15 protein-coding genes and 2 tRNA genes are annotated in these 18,912 nt (G+C 72.1%); 7 read left to right on the top strand and 10 right to left on the bottom strand.

Features of this window, described 5'->3' with window-relative positions; all coding sequences use genetic code 11:
• Positions 1-88: 88 nt before the first annotated feature.
• Positions 89-2,767, bottom strand: a complete 2,679-nt coding sequence (locus tag BMX97_RS15185) for an AbfB domain-containing protein (RefSeq protein ID WP_091751635.1) — start codon at positions 2,765-2,767, stop codon at positions 89-91.
• Between the two features lie 85 nt (positions 2,768-2,852).
• Entirely contained in the window at positions 2,853-3,473 is a 621-nt protein-coding gene (locus BMX97_RS15180) for an SCO family protein (RefSeq protein WP_091751632.1), read from the bottom strand.
• A gap of 1,135 nt (positions 3,474-4,608) precedes the next feature.
• Here BMX97_RS15180 and gph point away from each other — a divergent pair.
• On the top strand, positions 4,609-5,322 hold the full coding sequence (gph, locus tag BMX97_RS15165) for a phosphoglycolate phosphatase (RefSeq protein ID WP_091751623.1): 714 nt from the start codon (positions 4,609-4,611) through the stop codon (positions 5,320-5,322).
• A 286-nt stretch (positions 5,323-5,608) separates the two neighbouring features.
• Here the strand turns inward: gph and BMX97_RS15160 are convergent.
• The 3 genes from BMX97_RS15160 to BMX97_RS15150 form a co-directional block, all read right to left on the bottom strand.
• Positions 5,609-5,683: transfer RNA gene (locus tag BMX97_RS15160), tRNA-Val, on the bottom strand.
• A gap of 124 nt (positions 5,684-5,807) precedes the next feature.
• A tRNA-Val gene (locus tag BMX97_RS15155) sits at positions 5,808-5,882 on the bottom strand.
• Between the two features lie 63 nt (positions 5,883-5,945).
• The gene (locus BMX97_RS15150; RefSeq protein ID WP_091751620.1) at positions 5,946-7,736 is read right to left on the bottom strand and encodes an ABC transporter ATP-binding protein/permease; all 1,791 of its coding nucleotides are present in this window, start codon (positions 7,734-7,736) and stop codon (positions 5,946-5,948) included.
• A gap of 418 nt (positions 7,737-8,154) precedes the next feature.
• On the opposite strand from BMX97_RS15150, the gene BMX97_RS15145 reads away from it, so the two are divergent.
• The 6 genes from BMX97_RS15145 (at position 8,155) to BMX97_RS15120 (ending at position 14,233) form a co-directional block, all read left to right on the top strand.
• Positions 8,155-8,799, top strand: coding sequence for a 2OG-Fe(II) oxygenase (locus BMX97_RS15145; protein ID WP_244538445.1), 645 nt, complete (start codon positions 8,155-8,157; stop codon positions 8,797-8,799).
• Positions 8,800-8,948: 149 nt separating this feature from the next.
• The gene (locus BMX97_RS15140) at positions 8,949-9,836 is read left to right on the top strand and encodes a hypothetical protein (RefSeq protein ID WP_091751617.1); all 888 of its coding nucleotides are present in this window, start codon (positions 8,949-8,951) and stop codon (positions 9,834-9,836) included.
• Positions 9,837-9,999: 163 nt separating this feature from the next.
• Complete coding sequence (locus BMX97_RS15135; RefSeq protein ID WP_091751614.1) at positions 10,000-10,914, top strand: ParA family protein; 915 nt, start codon at positions 10,000-10,002, stop codon at positions 10,912-10,914.
• Positions 10,904-11,557 (top strand): hypothetical protein, encoded by a 654-nt coding sequence (locus BMX97_RS15130; RefSeq protein ID WP_091751611.1) that lies wholly within the window; start codon positions 10,904-10,906, stop codon positions 11,555-11,557. The genes BMX97_RS15135 and BMX97_RS15130 overlap by 11 nt, the downstream gene beginning before the upstream one ends.
• Before the next feature lie 13 nt (positions 11,558-11,570).
• Complete coding sequence (locus BMX97_RS15125; protein WP_091751608.1) at positions 11,571-12,689, top strand: hypothetical protein; 1,119 nt, start codon at positions 11,571-11,573, stop codon at positions 12,687-12,689.
• 653 nt (positions 12,690-13,342) lie between these two features.
• Entirely contained in the window at positions 13,343-14,233 is an 891-nt protein-coding gene (locus BMX97_RS15120; protein WP_091752052.1) for an alpha/beta fold hydrolase, read from the top strand.
• A gap of 21 nt (positions 14,234-14,254) precedes the next feature.
• Here BMX97_RS15120 and trpC read toward each other — a convergent pair whose 3' ends face one another.
• From trpC to BMX97_RS15095, 5 genes are all read right to left on the bottom strand, one after another.
• Entirely contained in the window at positions 14,255-15,103 is an 849-nt protein-coding gene (gene trpC, locus BMX97_RS15115) for an indole-3-glycerol phosphate synthase TrpC (protein ID WP_091751605.1), read from the bottom strand.
• Positions 15,104-15,266: 163 nt separating this feature from the next.
• The gene (gene trpD / locus BMX97_RS15110; RefSeq protein ID WP_091751602.1) at positions 15,267-16,280 is read right to left on the bottom strand and encodes an anthranilate phosphoribosyltransferase; all 1,014 of its coding nucleotides are present in this window, start codon (positions 16,278-16,280) and stop codon (positions 15,267-15,269) included.
• A 46-nt stretch (positions 16,281-16,326) separates the two neighbouring features.
• A complete protein-coding gene (locus BMX97_RS15105; RefSeq protein ID WP_091751599.1) occupies positions 16,327-16,962 on the bottom strand; it encodes an anthranilate synthase component II in 636 nt (211 codons plus the stop codon).
• A 404-nt stretch (positions 16,963-17,366) separates the two neighbouring features.
• Positions 17,367-18,077: a Bax inhibitor-1/YccA family protein gene (locus tag BMX97_RS15100; RefSeq protein WP_091751596.1), complete on the bottom strand. Its 711-nt coding sequence runs from the start codon at positions 18,075-18,077 to the stop codon at positions 17,367-17,369.
• 38 nt (positions 18,078-18,115) lie between these two features.
• Positions 18,116-18,895, bottom strand: coding sequence for an anti-sigma factor family protein (locus BMX97_RS15095; protein WP_091751593.1), 780 nt, complete (start codon positions 18,893-18,895; stop codon positions 18,116-18,118).
• Positions 18,896-18,912: the final 17 nt, after the last annotated feature.

Below are 18,912 nucleotides of genomic sequence, written 5' to 3'. Positions count from 1 at the left end.
GGACGAACCGGGCTCGGCGGAGAAAGGGGGAGGGCGACGCCGTCCTCCCCCGGTGATCGCGACCCGGCAGGAACCCGGGCCGGCGGCGCTACTGCGACAGGAAGGTCTGGTTCGCGCCGCCGTGGCAGGTCCAGGCCGCCGTCATCGCGCCCGGCGCGGTCGACCCGTTCCAGACGTCGACGCAGAGATTGGCGTTGTTGACCGAGACGAGCGCGTTGCCGCCGCTCGAGACGCGCGGCGTCCAGGCCTGGTTGGTGCCGCCGTTGCAGGCCCACTGGATGACCGGCGTGCCGGGGGCGGCCGGGGGCTTGAGCAGGCTGAGATCGAGGCACTTGCCCGAGGCCTTGTTGACGTAGGCGGTGCCGCCGTTGCCGGCTGCCGGGGTCCAGGTCTGCTCGGCCGCGCCGGTACAGGCCTGCTGGGTCACCGCGCCGCCGTCGGCGTTGTCGCCGGCCGCGATCGATAGGCAGAGCCCCGAATGCTGCGCCTTGAGGAGCGAGGCCGCAGGCGTCAGCCCCGGGGCAGGGCAGAACGAGGCGTCCTGCTTGAACCCGTCGCCGCCGTCCGGCTGCGCGATGTAGAAGCTGAAGTTCTGGTGCCGCAGGTAGTAGCCCGGCCAGTCGATCGACTCGTAGGACGTGCAGGCGGCGGTGCTGCAACCGCAATTGCCGGTAAGCCCCGCCCGCGGGATGAAGGTCGCGCCGCGCCTGAAGATGTCGCCGCCGTCGTTGGCCTGCTGGAAGATCTGGAAGTTCTGGTGGCGCAGGTACTGGCCGGCATTGCCGCCGGCCTGGAACGAGACGCCCTGGCCGGCCAGCCCCGGCACCTGCCGGAACGTTGCCTGCTGGCGATCCGCGGCGCTGGCCGGTACGACGAGCCGCGCTGTGCCGCCGACATTGGTCAGGTAGCTCGTCGTGTAGTTGCTCGCCTGCAGGCTCACCGCCGCGCCGGTGGCCGCGCTCGTGCCGGTGCCGCCGGTCCCGGTGCCGCCGCCGGCCGTGCCGCCGGCTCCGCCGCCCGCCTGGCCGCCGCCGGTGCCGGTGCCGGCCGCCGCGACCGCGGGCGCCGACACCTGGCTCGGGGCCGCGACGCCGGCGCCGAGCGCCACGATCACGCCGGGCGAGGGCACGCCCTTCTGGTCGATCGCGACGAGCTGGTAGTAGCCGGGGGGCGCGACGTTGGCCGAGGCCGGGGCCTGCACGGTCACGGCGGTGCCGGCCTGGGTGAAGGCGACGACGTGCCGGCGCTGGGCCGCGTTGAAGCTGTGCGTCGTCGCGCTCAGGCCGACCAGGACCACCTGGGCGAGGCCGTTCTGCGAGCTCAGCTCGACCTGCATCGCCTGGCCGTGCTGGAGCTGCACGGTCGACAGGCTGACGATCTGCGGGCGGGGCGCCAGCGCGGTCTTCCCGTTCACGGTGGTGAACAGGTAGGGCGGGTAGAACACCTCGGCGTTCTGGTTCGCCACCGGGCCCGGGGCGCCGCCGCCGGCGAGCAGCACGGCGCCGTTCTGCAGCAGGATCGCGCTCGAATGGTAGCCGCGATAGACCCCGCCCGACGCGCCCGGCGACCAGCGCCCGGTCTTCGGATCCCAGATCTCCGATTGCAGCACGGTGTCGCCGTCGGCCCGGTCGTTCCACTTGCTGCCGCCGGTGACGGCGACCTGCCCGGTCGGCAGCACCGTGGCGTTGGCCCAGGCCCGGCCGACGCTCATCGGCGCGGTGTCGGTCACCACCGGCGCGCCGCCGTTGATGTCGATCACCGTGGCGCGGCTGCTCGACAGGAAGCCGTTGCCGTTGTCGTAGCTGTTGCCGCCGACCTGCAGGATGCGGCCGGTCTCGAACATCGCCGCGGTCGAGACCGGGCCGACATTCGGCGCGTCGAGGGCCGAGGATGCGTTGCGCTGCGGCTCCTTGAAGTTCGTCACCGTCACGGCGCCGTTGCCGGCGGGATCGAGGAACCACATCTTCTCCGAGCTGATGCCGAAGACCTTGCCGTTGGGGGCGACCCAGGCGCGGGGATACCACCACCTGTTGTTGTCCGGCCCGAACGCGTCGCGGCTCTTGGCGCCGAACAGGCTCCGCCACTGGGTGCCGTCGAAGACCTCCGGGGTCATCCCGGTCATGTAGCCCTTGTCGATGCTCCCCTGCGGGTCGGCCCAGCCGCCGAGATACGGGTAGGAGCCGCCCATGATGATCTGCTGGCCGTTGGGCAGGGTCAGCATGGTCGAGTAGTAGCGGTCGTTGGCGAGCTTGGCGCCTACCGCGGTCACCCCGGTGCCGGTGCCCTTGAAGAGCAGGCTGCCCTTGTCGTTGCCGTTGTCGAAGATGCCGCCGGCGATGAGCAGCGAGCCGTCCGGCCGGAAGGCCTGGGCGGCGCAGAAGCTGTTGATGCCGCCGACGCCGTTGAAGGTCGCGTGACCGCCGCCGAAGCCCTGGGTCGGGTCCCAGGTGTCGAAGGTGCGCCCGTCCTGGGTGCCGGGATTGCCCCCCGGGGTGCCGAAGGACAGGACCTTGCCGCTCGGCAGGAGGCTCATGGTGACGGCGTTCATCGGCCAGCCCTGCACGCCCGAGAACACGCCCGTCGCCGGGGCGGCGTCGGGGAGCGGGAGGCCCGTCATTATCGGGTCGGCGACCGGGGCGACAACGACCCTGAACTGCGCCGCCTCGGCCGGGGAGAGGAGGCCGGTCGCCAGCATCGTGGCGGAGAGGAGGGCGGCGTCGCGCAGGCGCGTCGGGCGCCGGATCGCGGTGCGGGCGGGGTCGGTCATGGTCGGGTCTTCCGGAGCGGAGGGCGCACGGGCGGTGCGGGAACGGGGGGCGGGGGCAGGGGACGGGCGGGGCGCGACGCCGGCTCTAGCGGGGGGCGTCGAGGCCCTGCGCGAACGTGTCGAGGAGGGCGATGTCGCCGGCGAGCCGCGGACGGTCGACCGGGTCGCCGCCGTAATTCGACGCGACCGCGCCGCGCCGGTCGAAGAGCAGGATCTGCGGCGGCGGCTCCGGCAGCGCCGTCGCGGGGTACCGAAGCATCCGGGCGAGGGCGGTGCTCCAGGCCGGATCCCCGGAAAGGACGCGCAGCCGCGACCTCGCCCCGACCGTGCCGTCCGCGAAGGCCCGCAGGGCCTCGGGCGAACCGTCGAACCCGATCGCCAGGAACACCGCGCTCTGGCGGAGGCCGTCCGGCAGCGATTGGGCCACCCGCTCGAGGTCGAGGGTGCGGGCGACGCAGACGATGGCGCAATCCGGCGCCACGAAGGACACGGCCACGATCCGGTCGCGCAGGTCGACGGCGGTCAGCGCCGCCCCGCGCTGGTCGACCCGCCGCGCCGCCGCGCCGGCCGGCCACAGCAGGGCGTCGAGGTCGCTCGCCGCCGGCACCGCCGCGGTTGTGCGCGGCTCGCCCGCGGCGGTGCCGGCGCTGCCCCATAGCGGCAGGCCGAGGGCGAGGGCCGCGATGTGCTTCATGACCGGCCGCATGGCTCGATTCCACCAGTCCATCGTTCGAGATTTCACGATCCGGAGACTGGCGACCGGACGTTGATATCCGGTAATCGGGCGCGGATAACGAATCATGACCTGCATTCCGCAGCGGACTGAGGCGTCGTCGCGACTGCAACTTGCAGTATAGTCCTGCCGGATCGGTCGGCAGGCTTAACGAGATCCCTCCGAACTCGACGAAAAACTCGCGGATCCTCCGGCATCCCGGATCGCGGCAGGGCGGCATCGGACCGTCGACCGGCCGGCTGCGGATCCACGGCACGGGATCCGGGACCCGGAGCGCCGTTCGCGCAGTCGGCTACGAATCCCCCTTGACCGCTCCCGGGAGGAGGGGCAGCATAGTCTTCATCGAGTCGATCTCGAGGAGGTGGCCATGAATTCTCAAGGTTGCAGCCCTCACGCGACGCATACCGATGCCAGTGACCAGGAAACTCCACCGGACTACTTGCGACAGGGATAGTGGCTCCAGGGCGGGCTGAATGCGGCACGGGGCCGAGACGGCCATCGCAATCGTGCCGCGCGAGAGCATACCCGCACCCTGGAACGTGGACCCTGCCCTTTAAGGCTCGTCGGTGCGCCGGCGGGCCTTCGTCGTTTCAGGGCCGTCGCGCCTCGGCGGCTCCCACGTCCCTGGCTCATCGACGCCACTTCGCGCGGCACGCTCGACGCAGAGGAAGGCGGGCACGTTTTAAATGTGTCGTTAAGTTTTCGCAGCCGGACGAAGATCGCCACCAGCCGGCTACGAATCCCTCTTGACCCGATCCCGACAGAGGAGCAGCATGATCCTCGTCGAGAAGAACTCGAGGAGGTGGCCATGAATTCTCAAGGTTGCAGCCCTCACGCGACACAGACCGATGCCGGTGACCAGGAAACTCCACCGGACTACTTGCGACAGGGATAGTGGCTCCAGGGCGGGCTGAATGCGGCACGGGGCCGAGACGGCCATCGCAATCGTGCCGCGCGAGAGCGCACCCGCACCCTGGAACGTGGACCCTGCCCCTTAAGGCTCGTCGGTGCGCCGGCGGGCCTTCGTCATTTTGGGCACCCGGCATGGCCCCGTGCACCCCCCGCCTGTAAAGGAGGCGCCAGACCCCGCCGCCAGCCGCGAGATTCTATGCCGAGCCAAGCCCCCACCCCCACGACCGCCGCCGACCTCGCGCCGATCGTGGTGTTCGACCTCGACGGCACACTGGCGGAGACGGCCGGCGACCTCATCGGCACGCTCAACGTGATCCTGGCGCAGGAAGGGCTGCCGCCGGTGGCCCTGTCGCAGGCGCGCGAGCTGATCGGGGCGGGCGCCCGGGCGCTGATCCAGCGCGGCTTCTCGGCCGGCGGGCGCGAGCTGACGCCGGCCAAACTCGACGCGCTGTTCCGGGTCTTCCTGGCGCATTACGGCCAGCACCTGTGCGAGATCTCGCACCTCTTTCCCGGCGTGATCGAATCCCTCGACCGGCTCGAGGCGGTGGGCTACCGGCTCGCGGTCTGCACCAACAAGCCCGAGGAGCACTCGGTCCGCCTCCTGGAGCTGCTCGGCGTGAAGGGACGCTTCGCGGCGATCTGCGGCCGCGACACCTTCCCGTACTTCAAGCCCGATCCGCGCCACCTCACCGAGACGATCGCGCAAGCCGGCGGTGATCCGGCCCGGGCCGTGATGGTGGGCGATTCCCGCACCGACGTCGCCACCGCCAAGGCGGCCGGCATCCCGGTGGTGGCGGTGCCGTTCGGCTATACCGACGTGCCGGTGGAGGAGCTGGAGCCGGACGTGGTGATCCAGCATTTCGATGCGCTGTACGAGGCGGTGCGGCGGCTCGATCCGGGCGCGGCCTGAATGCCGGCGCGGCGGGCCGACACGCTCGCGGCCTGCCCGATGGGATGTCGGGGTTGCGCTCGACCCTGCAACCTCGTCCCGAGATCGGCCCATCGACGATGGGCCGGCACCTCAGGATGCAGGCAAAGGTTGGAACGCGGGAATCGCCGAAACCATCATCCGCACGTCGAACGGATGCTTCGATGCAGTCCGGAGCTGCGACGCGGAACTCGGGATGATGGAGGGACAGACGAGACCACGGCGAGAGCCGTTCGGACTCCGCCCGCGTCGCGATCTTTGAAAGAAATGGTGGGCGCGACAGGGATTGAACCTGTGACCCTTCGCGTGTGAAGCGAATGCTCTCCCGCTGAGCTACGCGCCCGGCTCGGCCGAGGTGCGGGAGACGAGGAGCCAGGAGGCACGCCCGTCGAAGGCCGAAACTTTCGATCATCGAAGCGATGTGGCGCGGGGTGCCACGGCTCGACCGATCGAAACTGTATCAAGGGTGGTGGGCGCGACAGGGATTGAACCTGTGACCCTTCGCGTGTGAAGCGAATGCTCTCCCGCTGAGCTACGCGCCCTGTGAGCCGGCTTCTAGGCGGGGCGACGCGGCGCGTCAAGGCGCTTCGTCGCCCCGTTTCCGGCTACTCCGCCGGCACCGCCGTGGCGAGGTCGGTGGGCACGAAGCGGCCGTCCTCGCGGCGGGCCATGTCGATGCGCCGGTCGTGGAAGGCGGTCAGCGTCGAGCGGTGGCCGATCGACACGATGGTGGTGTCCGGCAGTTCCACGCGCAGCATGCGGTAGAGCGCGGCCTCGGTCGGCTCGTCGAGGGCGGCGGTGGCCTCGTCGAGGAAGAGCCAATCGGGCTTGGCCAGAAGCGCCCGGGCGATGGCGAGGCGCTGCTGCTCGCCCAGCGACAGGGCCTGGGCCCAGGGCGCCTCCTCGTCGAGGCGCCCGGCGAGGTGGGGCAGCCGCGCCGCCTCGAGGGCCGCCCGGATCGCCGCGTCGTCGCGGCTGCCGGCGGGCTCGGGGTAGGTGGCGGCGGCACGCAGGGTCCCCATCGGCAGGTAGGGCCGCTGCGGCAGCAGCATCAGGCGGGCGCCCTCGGGCGTCGTTACCGAGCCCTCGCCGAAGGGCCAGATACCCGCGATGGCGCGAAACAGCGTCGACTTGCCCGAGCCCGAGGGGCCGGTGAGCAGCGTCGTCTCGCCGGGCCGGAACGACAGGGCAGGGGCCTCGGCGATGCGCCGCCCGTCCGGCAGGTCGAGGGCGAGGCCCTTGAGGTGCAGGCCGCGATCGGTCGCCGGGACGACCGAGAGCGCGCTGGCCGCCGCCATCGCGTCGGCCCGGCTCATCGCGGCGTCGAAGGTGGTGAGCCGGTCGACCTGCGCCTTGTAGTCGGCCAGCGTCACGTAGAACGTGATGAAGAACGACATCGTGCCTTCGACCCGCGAGAACGCGCCGGCGGTCTGGGTCATCACCCCGAGCGGAATCTGGCCGGCGAAGTAGTAGGGCGCCACCAGGATGTAGGGGATCACGACGTTGACCTGCTGGTAGCTGACCGTGAAGGCGGCGAGCTTCTTGCGGCGGTCGACGATGGCGTAGAAGTTCTGGATCAGCGAGGCGAAGCGCTCACCGAGCGACACCCTCTCCGCCCGGGCGCCGCCCAGCAGCGCCACCTGCTCGCCGTACTCGCGCAGGCGGGCGAGCGAGAAGCGGAAATCCGCCTCGCGGCGCTGCTGCTCGAAGTTGAGCCCGACCAGCGCCCGGCCGATCCGGTGGGTGATCCAGGTGACCAGCGCTGAGTAGATCAGCGCGCCCCAGACCAGGAAGCCCGGCACGTGCCAGTCGGTCCCCGGCACCGTGAAGGCCGACGAGATGTTCCACAGGATCACCGAGAACGAGATCAGGTTCGAGACCGCCGACAGGAAGCTGATCGTCAGCGTCTGGGTGGTCTGGGTGAACTGGTCGATATCGTCGGCGATGCGCTGGTCGGGGTTGTCGGCCTGGGCGCCCGAGAAGCCCATGCGGTAATGGGTGTCGTTGCCGAGCCAGCGCTCGACGTAGTGCCGGGTCATCCAGGCCCGCCAGCGGATGCGCAGGAACGACTGGATCACGTACTGGATGATCGCGCTCCCCACGTAGACCGCGGCCCACAGGCAGAACACCGAGAACAGCAGCGACCAGAACGCCGTCGCGTCCTTGCCCTGGATGGCGTTGAACCAGTCGCGGTTGAAGTACGACAGGCGCACGTTGATGGCGACCTGGGCGAACTCGATGCCGATCACCAGGGCCGCCATGGTCAGCGCGACCCAGCGTTCCTGCATCTTCACCGCCGGCAGCGGCCACAGCCGCACGGTCGTGACCTCGCGGGTGGTGTAGTAGGGATAGGCCAGGCGCCAGATCTGCAGGAGAGCCTGCTTCAAGCCGTGCATCGCGGTCTCCGGGCCGCCCGGGGGCGGGCCTTGGGCGGGCCCGCCTGGAGGGCGAGCCGGTGAGGGGGTGCGGTCGGGGCGTGGGCGTCGGCGCCGCCCGTTCCGCCATGGGTGGGTCCCGTGGCAGGACCATGGCACCGTCGCCGTTGCAAGTTAAACCGCGTCCATCTCGGCGCGGGTGCCGGCGCCCGGGGCGTCCCGGGCGGCGCTCGCCAAACCTCGCTCGCCAAGACGTGAACGCCGGGGAACCGGCAGGGCGGCGGGCTGTGATGCCGCGCCGCCGCCGCAATCGGACTCGATGATCGGCGCCTCGCCCGCCGTCCGGACGGACGGCCGCAAGATCCGACGCGCGCGAGCGGCCCATGCTGTCCCTGTCGAAGCCTCCCTGTCCTGTACTTCCCTTTCGGCAGCTTGCCCGGTGATCGTGTCCGCCCCGGCCGCGCCGGTCCTCGATCTCGACGCCGTACGTGCCGCGCCTCTCGCGCGGGCGCCCTACCCCTACGTCCTCGGCCGGCAGGTGATCCGACCCGAGGCGGCGCCCGCGCTCGCCCGCGACTTTCCCGCCATCGCCAAGCCCGGCTACCTCACGGTGGACGAGGTCGCCCTCACGGGCAGGTTCGGGGATCTTGTCGCGGAGCTCGAGGGCGATGCCGTCTCGCGGGCGGTGGGCGAGAAGTTCGGGATCGACCTCGTCTCCCATCCGCGGCTGACCACGGTGATGGGCCGCTCGCAGCCGAAATACGGCGCGATCCACACCGACGGCGCCGCCAAGGTGCTGACGCTCCTGCTCTACCTGAACGACGCCTGGGAGGCGCCGGAAGCCGGGCGCCTGCGAGTGCTCTACGACGGCGAGCGGTTCGATCCCTACGCGGTCGAGGTGCCGCCCACGATGGGGACGATGTTCGCCTTCCTGCGCGGCGACGCCTCCTGGCACGGCCATCGGCCCTTCGCGGGCGAGCGCCGGGTGGTGCAGGTCGCCTGGATGCGGGACGCGGCCGAGCTGGCGCGCAAGCGCCGGCGCAACCGGACGGCGCAGCTCCTCAAGGGTATCTTCCGCCGGTGAGGCGACCACGGTGCCGGACCTCCGGTCCGGCCGACTTCGCGGCACCGACGACTTGACGCATTCTCGCGGCCCTGAACCAATGGCCACAATGGCTTGCGAGCGCTCGACGACGTGACCGCCGGCATCGGCCGGGGCACCCTGGGGGTAGCATGAGGGCGTTTCACCGCGCGGGCCTGTTCGTGGCCGGCCTGTTGGGGCTGGCCGCCGCCGCCGGCTTGACCGGGGCCGGCCGCGCCGTCGCGCAGTCCGATCTGGAGATGCCCGCCGACGCGCCGGTGCTCTCGAAGCCCTACCGCTCCACGGTGCCGATCTTCCGCCGCCGGGCCCCGCCCCCGGACGCGGTGCCGGACGAGGCCGTCCCGCAAGCCGGCGGCTGGCGCGAGCCGCCGGGCCGCACCGCCATCCGCGACCGGGCCTCCCCGGAGGGCGGCAAGCTCGAAGGCGACAGGAACGACGGCGGCAAGGCCGGGATCGGGCGATCGGACCTTGCCACGCCGGATCCCGGCCGCGGCGAGCCGGCGCCACGCGGCACGGCTCAGGGCGAGACCGGGTTCGGCCCGGTGAAGCCCGCCCCGGCGGGCGACGTGGCGCCCGACGACGAGGCGGAGGAGCGGGCACCCGCCCCGGCCGGCCGCGGGAGGCCGCGCGTCCCGCCCGATCCGCGCCGGGAGGCCCGGACCGGGCCGCGCCCGCCCCCTGCCGAGGTCGAGCGCGCGCCCGAGGCGGAGCGGGACGAGGAGGAGGCGCCGGCCTATGCGGGCGTCTGGGGCCCGAGTGCCGCGGCCTGCGCCAAGCGCCGCGCCGCCCGCCACGGCTTCCTGCCGGCGGTGATCCGGCCCGGCAGCGCCCGGGCCGGCAAGACCCTGTGCCGGTTCCACGACACGCGGCGCGAGGGCCGGACCTGGACCACGACCGCCGCCTGCCAGGCCGCCGGCCGGCGCTGGACCTCGCGGGTGCGCCTGACCGTGGCGGGGAACCGCCTGACCTGGGCGAGCGAGCGCGGCTCGGCGAGCTACACCCGTTGCTCGGGCGGCTGACCGCCGGCCGCGACCGGGCGACGTCGCCGGATCGTGCAACCGGCATTGACTCGACTCGAGCACCGGTGGTGGAAAGAGGCCTCGCCGTGAAGAGAGACCCGATGGCCCCGTTCCGTCCGCCCGCCGCGCCGCGGCGCCGTGCTTGCGCCCCGCGGATATCCCCATGACCGGCAAGCTCCCGACGGGAAAGCTCGTCGCGGTCGCCAACATGAAGGGCGGCGTCGGCAAGACCACCAGCGTGGTGATGCTGGCCGACGCGCTCGCCGCCGGCGGCGCCTCGGTGCTGGTGATCGACCTCGATCCCCAGGCCAGCGCCTCGGTGTGCTTTGCCGGCGACGCGATCCTCGCCGAGATGATCACCGGCGGGCGCACGCTCGACTATTATCTCGGCCTGCGCATCGTCGACCGGGACAAGGCCGCCCTGCCGGACTTCATCCGCGCCCACGTCTCGAGCACCACCCATCTCGGCGAGCCGCTGCCGATCTCGCTCCTCGCCTCCGGCCCGTCGCTGCGCATCGTCGAGCGCGAGATCATCTACGCGCTCACCAAGCGCAAGTTCTCGATGCACGCCATCGAGGGCCACCTGTGGAAGCTCTTCCAGGAGGACTTCGCGCCGCTGCGCGAGCAGTACGACTACGTGCTGTTCGATTGCGCGCCCGGCATCTCGCCGATGACCGAGGTGGCGATCCGGGCGAGCGACCTCGTGGTGGTCGCCTGCATCTCGGACTTCCTGTCCACCTACGGCCTCAAGGCGTTCTACGAGACGATCTGGGGCGTCGGCAGCGCCTCGGAGAGCATGCTGGCGCCCAGGCGGCCGCCGCACGTCCTGATCACCCGCTGGCAGAACACCAAGCAGCAGGCCACCACCTTCGCCACCCTGCAGGCGAGCGCCGCGGCGCAGGACGCGCGGTTCCGCCTGTTCCGCACCCGCGTGCCGCAATCGGCGGCGCTGGCGAACGCGCTCACCCTCGAGTATCAGACCTTTGCCAACAAGTATCGCGACGCCACCCGCGACCTGATCGGCGAGGTGATCACGCCGGTGGTGGCCGAGCTGAAGGAGGCCCTGGATGGCGCTTGAGATCGACGGCCTCGCGGTCCTGTGCGCGATCGCGGAGGCGCCCGAGGCCTTTCCGGCGATCCGCAGCGACGTGACCAAGGCCGCCCACGCCCTGGTGACCAAGCAGCTGAAGGCCAAGTCCCTCGATCTCCAGGGCCTGCGCGCGGTGCGCGAGGCGCTCGGGCCGCAGCCTCTGGCGCTGATCGTCGACGGGCTGAAGGACGCCGAGGTCAAGGCCCTGGCGACCCGCCTCGACAAGCACCATCCCGATCTGAAGGACGGGCCGGCGGTGCTCCATCGCCGGCACCTGATGGCCCTCGCCGGGACCCTGGCGCCGGTCGCGGCCCCGGCGGCGAAGCCCAAGCCCGTCAAGGCACCCGCCAGAAAGACGGCCGCCAAGGCAGCGGACCCGAAGGCAGCCGACCCCAAGGCAGCGGCCCCCGACGCACCCGCGCAGAACGGACCGGCAGCCAAGACGGCCACCAAGACGGCCGCCAAGACGGCCGCCAAGACGGCCGGCAAGGCCACCGCCGCCGAGGGCAGGGCGGCGCCCGCCCACGGCAAGCCGGCGGCCGGCAAGGACAATGCGGGCGCGCCCGCGGACGCCCTCGCCTCGGCGGCGATGGCCGCCCGGCCGCCCCGGCGCCCGCGCCAGCAGGATTGACGAGGCCGGGGCGATGGAAGCTCCCGCCCCGCATCCGGAACGGCGGCGTGCGGCCGCTGCGTTCCTCGCCCTGTGCGCCGCCGGCCTCGCCGCGGCCGCGCCGGTGCTGCTGCCCGCCGCGGACCGGGCCTGGCACCTGCGCGCGGCGGCCGACGACCCGGAAGCGCTCGCGGCCCTGCGCCTGCCGGCCATCGCCGACGCCGAGCGCATCGGGGCCGGCCTCGACGCAGCGGTCGCGGCCGGCGACGACGACCTCGCCCGCAGCTTCCTGACGCTCGCCGAGGCGCGCGGGGTGCCGGTCTCGCCGGAGCGGCGGGCCCGGGCCGAGGCGCTCGCCGCGGACGCACCGCGCCGGGCGCTGGCGGAGGCCGCCACGGGCTTCGTCAGCGGGGAGGGGGCCGGCCCGGCCGGCCTCGCCGGGGCGGTGGCGGGCGACCTCGTCGGCTACGGCGACCTGCGCGACCTGTGGCGCGAGGGCGGGCGGTTGTCGCGGGGCGAGTCCTACGATCCGCTGCTCCTCGGCCTCGCCGCCGCGGGGCTCGCCCTGACCGGGGCGACCGTCCTGTCCCTCGGCTCCAGCGTGCCGGTCCATGCCGGCACCACGACCCTGAAGCTCGCCGCCCGCACCGGCAAGCTGTCGCGCCCGCTGGCGGCGCGCCTGACCAATGCCGCCGCCGCGTCCGTCGACCGGGAAGCCCTGGGGCTCGCCGCCGCCGCGGCCGGCCGGCTCGATCTCACCGCCCTGCGCCGTGGCACCGTGGGCGTGCTGCGCCCCGGGCCTTTTCGGGAGATCCGCGCCGTCGGCGAGCAATCGGCCCGGATCCAGGCGCGGCTCGGCACCCGGGGCACGCTCCAGGCCCTGTCGGTTGCGGAGAATGCCGACGACCTGCGCCGCGTCGCGCGCCTGTCGGAAGGGATGGGTGGGCGCACCCGCGCGGTGCTGGCGCTCCTCGGCCGCGGCGCCCTGGTGCTCGGATCCGGCTTGCTCGCGGTGCTCCAGGGACTCTGGCTCGGCCTCGCCTGGTTCCTCGGCGCCGCGTTGTTCTGCCGCCGGGCCGGTACGGCGCTCGGCCGCCTGATCTGGCCCCGCCGCCCCCGCGACCACCGTGCCCGGACCCCGACCCCCGTCTGAACCGGCGTCCGGGACGGAAAAAATCCCGCCTTTAAAGTCTCGTCTGAAACGACAATGCCGCGCCACCGCCGGACAGCAGAGCTGCAGACATCGAGCGGCCGCGGCTCAGCCGAACAAGGTGGCGAGCACGCTGCCGGCCGCCGCGACGGCCGCGAGCGTCACGATGAAGCGGATGTCGTCGAGTCTTTCCCTGATCACCACCGAGCCTCCTCTGCCGTACGATTGGGGCCGTATAGGGCCCGAAGCGCGGCCGTGCAGTGTGCATTCGCACCCGTGTTTGACGAATGGTGAACGCCGCCGGGGCGCCGGGCCCGATGCTGGCGCCGGCCGCGGCCAAGCCTCTGCGGCGATGCGTGAAATGACGTGAAATCGCGGCCGTCAGCGCTAGCTTGGCCGTTGACAGGAGCCCTCGCACCTAAGAAAAAGGCCACACCGAAGTGTGGCCCAAGTCTAGGGAGGAAACGCCCAAAGAGGGCAGCAACGCCGCGACGCCATCGCCGCGTTGCCCAACCAAGCTAGGCCCTGCCCGCTCGGCTGGCAAGGGCCCGATGGGCGTTCCGTGACATCCACGACGCAGGTGATGCGTCGCAGCAACGCTTCCGATCGCGGATCCGGTGTCCTGCGCCGGCGTTTCGATTCTCGTCAGCCGCCGCATGCGGGAGAGAGCCGTGACGACCTTCCCCGAGCCCGCGACGCGGCGCATCCCGGTCCGCGGCCTCACGCTCCACGTGACCGAGGCCGGTCCCGCGGACGGCCCGCTCACCGTCCTGCTGCACGGTTTTCCCGAGACATCCCGGAGCTGGAAGCGGCAGATCGGCCCGCTCGCGGCCGCCGGCCTGCACGTCGTGGCGCCGGACCAGCGCGGCTACGGCGACTCGAGCCGGCCCGAGGGCATTTCCGCCTACCATCTCGACAAGCTCGCCGACGACGTGATCGGCCTTTCCGATGCGCTCGGGTCCGAGCGCCTGCGCCTCGTCGGGCACGATTGGGGCGGGCTCGTCGCCTGGCGGGTGGCCGCCCGCTTCCCCGAGCGGATCGACCGGGTGGCGATCCTCAACGCGCCGCATCCGGACGTCTTCGGCGCCTATGCCCGGCGGCATCCGAGCCAGGCCCTGCGCAGCGTCTACGTCGGGTTCTTCCAGTTGCCCGGCCTGCCCGAAGCGCTGCTGCAGGCCGGCGACTGCGCCGTCCTGAAGCGTGCGCTCACCACGTCGAGCCGTCCCGGCACCTTCGGGCCCGACGACCTCGCGGCCTACGCCGCCGCCTGGCGCCGGCCCGGCGCGATCGCCGCGATGCTGAACTGGTACCGGGCCCTACGCCTCCCGCGCGATCCGACCCCGGGGCCGATCCGGCCGCCGGTCCTGGTGCTGTGGGGCGAGCGCGACACGGCGCTCGAGCGGGGGCTGGCAGTCGAGAGCCTGCGCCGATGCGCGCAAGGCGCCGTGCGGTACTTCCCCGAGGCGACGCACTGGCTCCAGCACGAGGAGCCGGAGGCGGTCAACGCGGCCCTGATCGGGTTCCTGGCCGGATTTCCGGCCGCGTGAGTCCGAACAGCTCCCGTCGGATCAGGTTTGATCGCCGAACAGCAGCCGCCGCGTCGCCGCCGTCACGTCGTCCTGCCGCATCAGGCTCTCGCCGACGAGCAGCGTGCGGATGCCCGCCCGGCCCAGCACCTGCGCGTCGGCGTGGCCTCCGATGCCGCTCTCGCCGACCAGGATCCGGTCCCTGGGCACCAGCGGGCTCAACCGCACGGCGGTATCGAGGGAGACCTCGAAGGTGCGCAATGAACGGTTGTTGACCCCGATGAGCCGCGTGCCCAGCGGCAGGGCGCGCGCCAGTTCCGCCTCGTCGTGCACCTCGACCAGCACGTCCATGCCGAGGTCGTGGGCGGTCTCGACCAGGGCCGACGCCTCGTCGTCGTCGAGGCTCGCCATGATGACCAGGATGCAGTCGGCGCCCCAGGCCCGGGCCTCGACCACCTGGTAGGGCTCGAACAGGAAGTCCTTGCGCAGGACGGGGAGCGCACAGGCGTCGCGGGCCGCCGTCAGGTATTCGGGCTTGCCCTTGAACGAGGGCTCGTCGGTGAGCACCGACAGGCAGGCGGCCCCGCCCGCCTCGTAGGCGCGGGCCAAGGCCGGCGGATCGAAATCCTCGCGGATCAGGCCGCGGGACGGCGACGCCTTCTTGATCTCGGCGATCAGCGCGAAGCGATCCTGCGCGACATGCGCGGCCAGCGCGTCGGCGAAGCCCCGGGGCGGATCCGCCTTGGCGACGCGCTTCTCGAGCTCGGCGAGCGGCACGCGCAGCTTCGCCGCCGCGATCTCGCGCCGCTTGTAGGCCTCGATATGGGCGAGGATGTCGGCCGGGCGCGGCCGGGCCTCGTCCTCCGGGTGCGTCGTGTCGATGTCGGACAAGGCCGTGCCTCCCCTCGGGGATGTCGGGGGTCGATCGGGTATAGCAGGAAAGCGGTCCGGGCGGGCGGCCCGGATGCGATCTTAAGTGCACCTCGCAGAACTCCCGCCGCGATGTCGCCACCACAGCGAGCCGAGGCGGTGATCGGGAGTTTTGTGAGAGACACTAAGTGGTGGAGACGACCGCGAGGCGCTCCAGCACCGCCCGGGCGGCGCCGGTGTCGATCGCCTGGGCGGCGCGGGCGACGCCGTCCTGCAGGCTCCCGGCCCGACCGGCGACCACGAGGGCGGCCGCGGCGTTCAGGACGCCGATGTCGCGGTAGGGCGTGCGGGCGCCGTCGAGCACGGCGCGCAGGGCCGCTGCGTTGTAGGCGGGATCGCCGCCGCGCAGCTCCTCGGGCTGGGCGAGGCGCAGGCCCACCTCGCGCGGATCGAGGGTGAAGCGGCGGATCGCGCCGTCCTCTAGGGCGACCACCGCGGTCGGGCCGGTGGTGGTGATCTCGTCGAGGCCGTCGGAGCCGTGCACGGTCCAGACCCGGCGGCTGCCGAGCTCGGCGAGCACCCGGGTCATCGGCTCGGCGAGCGAGGGAGCGTAGACGCCGAGCAGCTGCGCCGGCACGCCGGCCGGGTTGCACAGGGGCCCGAGCACGTTGAACAGGGTGCGGGTGCCGATCTCGACCCGCACCGGCGCGACGTGGCGCATCGAGGCGTGGTGCGCCTGGGCGAACATGAAGCACAGGCCGGCTTCCGCGAGGCAGCGGGCGAGGTGGTCGGGGGTGAGGCCGATGCCGACGCCGAGCGCCGACAGCACGTCGGCGGCGCCCGACCGCGACGAGGCGGCGCGGTTGCCGTGCTTGGCCACCGGCACGCCGCAGGCGGCGGTGACGATGGAGGCCAGGGTCGAGACGTTGTAGCTGCCCGAATGGTCGCCGCCGGTGCCGACGATGTCGACCGCGCCCTCGGGCGCGACCACGCGGGTCATGCGTTCGCGCAGGGCCGCGGCGGCGCCGGTGATCTCGTCCAGAGCCTCGCCGCGGACGTGCAGCGCCATCAGGAAGGCGCCGGCCTGGGCGTGGGTCACCTCGCCGGAGAGCAGGTGGTCGAAGGCGCGCCGCGCCTCCTCGCGCGTCAGCGCGGCGCCCGTGGCGACCTTCGCCAGGTAGGGCTTGAACGAGTCCATGACGATAACGAGCCTGATCTCAGCGCTGGCTTAGGGGCCGGACCCGTCAATGCACATCTCGGCCGCGCTTGTCACCCCGGGCGGCTGGATTCCGCGCCGTGGCGTTCCAGGCGGCGGCGAGGTCGAGGAAGTTGCGCACCATCGTCTCGCCGTGCTGCGACAGGATGCTCTCGGGGTGGAACTGCACGCCGTGGACCGGCCGCTCGGCGTGCTCGAGCGCCATGATCAGCCCGTCGGCCTCCGCGGTGACGACGAGGCTCTCGGGGCAGGTCGTGCGCTCGACGACGAGCGAGTGGTAGCGCGTCGCCGCGAACGGGCCGTTGATGCCGCGAAACAGCCCGGTCGAGCGGTGGCGCACGCTCGACACCTTGCCGTGCATCGGGGCCGGCGCCCGCACCACGTCGCCGCCGAAGGCCTGGCCGATCGCCTGCAGGCCGAGGCAGACGCCGAGCATCGGGATCTTGTCGCTCAACTCACGCACCACGTCGAGGCAGACGCCCGCCTCGCTCGGCGTGCACGGCCCCGGCGACAGCACCAGGGCGTCGGGCGCGCGGCGGCGGATCTCGTCCACGGTGATCGCGTCGTTGCGCACCACCTCGATCGCGCCGGCGAGCGGCCCGATCAAGTGGACGAGATTCCAGGTGAAGGAATCGTAATTGTCGATGACCAGGATGTCGGACATGGGATGCGCCTCTTGCGGCGCGGTGTGGGGCTTGGGGCGGCGGGAGGTCAAGGGGGCGGGGCGCGGCGCCTCGGATACGTACGGGGTCGCGATGCCCGGCCAAGGACGATCTCTGGCCGGGCGCCGAGGAATTCGACCGCCCACCCTCGACCTCATCCTGAGGTGTTGGCGATCGCAGATCGACTGACCTCGAAAGAGGACTCCAGAGATCGCGGCGGCATCTGGAGCCCTCCTTCGAGGCTCCTTTCAGTCTGCGATCTCCGATCGCCGGCACCTCAGGATGAGGTCAAATATGGGATCAAGATTTTAAAGTAAATTTGCCAACCCTAAAGAAAAACCCGCCGACCTCTTGCGAGGCAGGCGGGCATCAAGTCGAGGGTCCGTCCCTGTGGGCGGCTCGTCGCCTATTCCCGCTCGCCGGTCAGGCTCAGCAGCATCTGGAACAGGTTGATGAAGTTCAGGTAGAGCGACAGGGCGCCGAACACCGCGAGCTTGGACTTGGCTTCCTCGCCCCAGTTCTCGGCGTACTGCTCCTTGATCGACTGGGTGTCGTAGGCGGTGAGACCGGTGAAGATCACGACGCCGATGAGCGAGATCGCGAATTGCAGCGCGGAGGAGGCCAGGAAGATGTTGACCAGGCTGGCGATGACGAGGCCGATCAGGCCCATCACCAGGAACGAGCCCATCTTCGAGAGGTCGCGCTTGGTGGTGTAGCCGTAGAGGCTCGTCGCCCCGAACATCGCCGCCGTGATGAAGAACGTGCGGGCGATGCTGGTGCCGGTGAAGACCAGGAAGATCGAGGCCAGGGACAGGCCCATCACCCCGCAGAAGGTCCAGAACAGGGTGTGGGCGGTGGCGGCCGAGATCCGGTCGGCGCGGAACGACAGCACCATGATGAAGGCGAGCGGGGCCAGCATCACGACGTATTTCAGCGGCGTGCCGAACAGCGGCTTGTAGAGCGCCGGGGTCGAGGAGACGCCGAGCGCCACGAGGCCGGTCAGCGCCAGGCCGAGGCCCATCGTGTTGTAGACCCGCAGCATGTGCCGCCGCAGGCCCTCGTCGAAGACCGCGCCGGCGGGGGCGGCGTGGGTCTGCCAGGCGAAGGGGGTGTTCATCGGGGAGGTCGCTCCGGGGGGATGACGGGTGACGGAGATCAGTGCTGCAGGGCCGCCAGGGTGGCGGCGGCGCGGCCGAGATCGGGCTCGTTGCCCGACCCGCTTAGGGCATAGGCCCCGCGCCCCGCGGTCCAGTAGACCGTGACGGCCTCCGGCGAGCGGACGATGGCGGGGGCGTGCGCCGCCGCGTCGGCCGAGCGGGTGGCGAAGAGCGCGACCTTGCCGAGGCTGCCGGCATCGATCGCGACCTCGACGCCCGCGCCGCTGCGCGAGGGGAAGATCTGCATGTCGTCGACGCGCCAGTCCGCCGGCAGGTCGGGCAGGGCGATGCCGGTCGCCGCCTCGACCTCGCGCCGGTCGTAGGCCGGCGTCGGCCGCTGCGAGGCGACGCGGGCGCGCATCTGGGCGGCCTGGCGGGCCTGGAGCGCGTCCTCGACGAAGGCCGGCGAATGCGTCGAGGCGTTGGTGTTCTGCACGCCGAAATCGCCGGTCTCGTTGTGCAGGAGCCAGCCGGTGCCGACCAGCATCGCGATCACCGCGGCGCGCTGCAGCCGGGCGCCGACGCGCCGCCAGGTCAGGGACCGGTCGAGGCGGCGGGCCGCCGCGGCGAGGCGCTCCGGGGTCGGGCCGGCCCGCACGGCGCCGTCCCGCGCCGACCCGAACGCGGCGCAGAGCGCGTCGCGGGTGTGCAGGTCGGCCATCACCCGGGCCGCCACCTCGGGCCGCGCCGACAGGTGCTCCTCGACCTCGATCCGCCGGCCGAGATCGAGTTGGCCGTCGATGTAGGCGTTCAGGTCCGCTTCGGTGATCGGGTCCATCCTCGCCTCCGCTGCAT

This window comes from Methylobacterium sp. ap11, from assembly GCF_900110515.1.
Taxonomy (GTDB): domain Bacteria; phylum Pseudomonadota; class Alphaproteobacteria; order Rhizobiales; family Beijerinckiaceae; genus Methylobacterium; species Methylobacterium ajmalii.
Note: the sequence above shows the minus strand (reverse complement) of the source record. Positions and strands in the feature narration are given on the sequence as shown.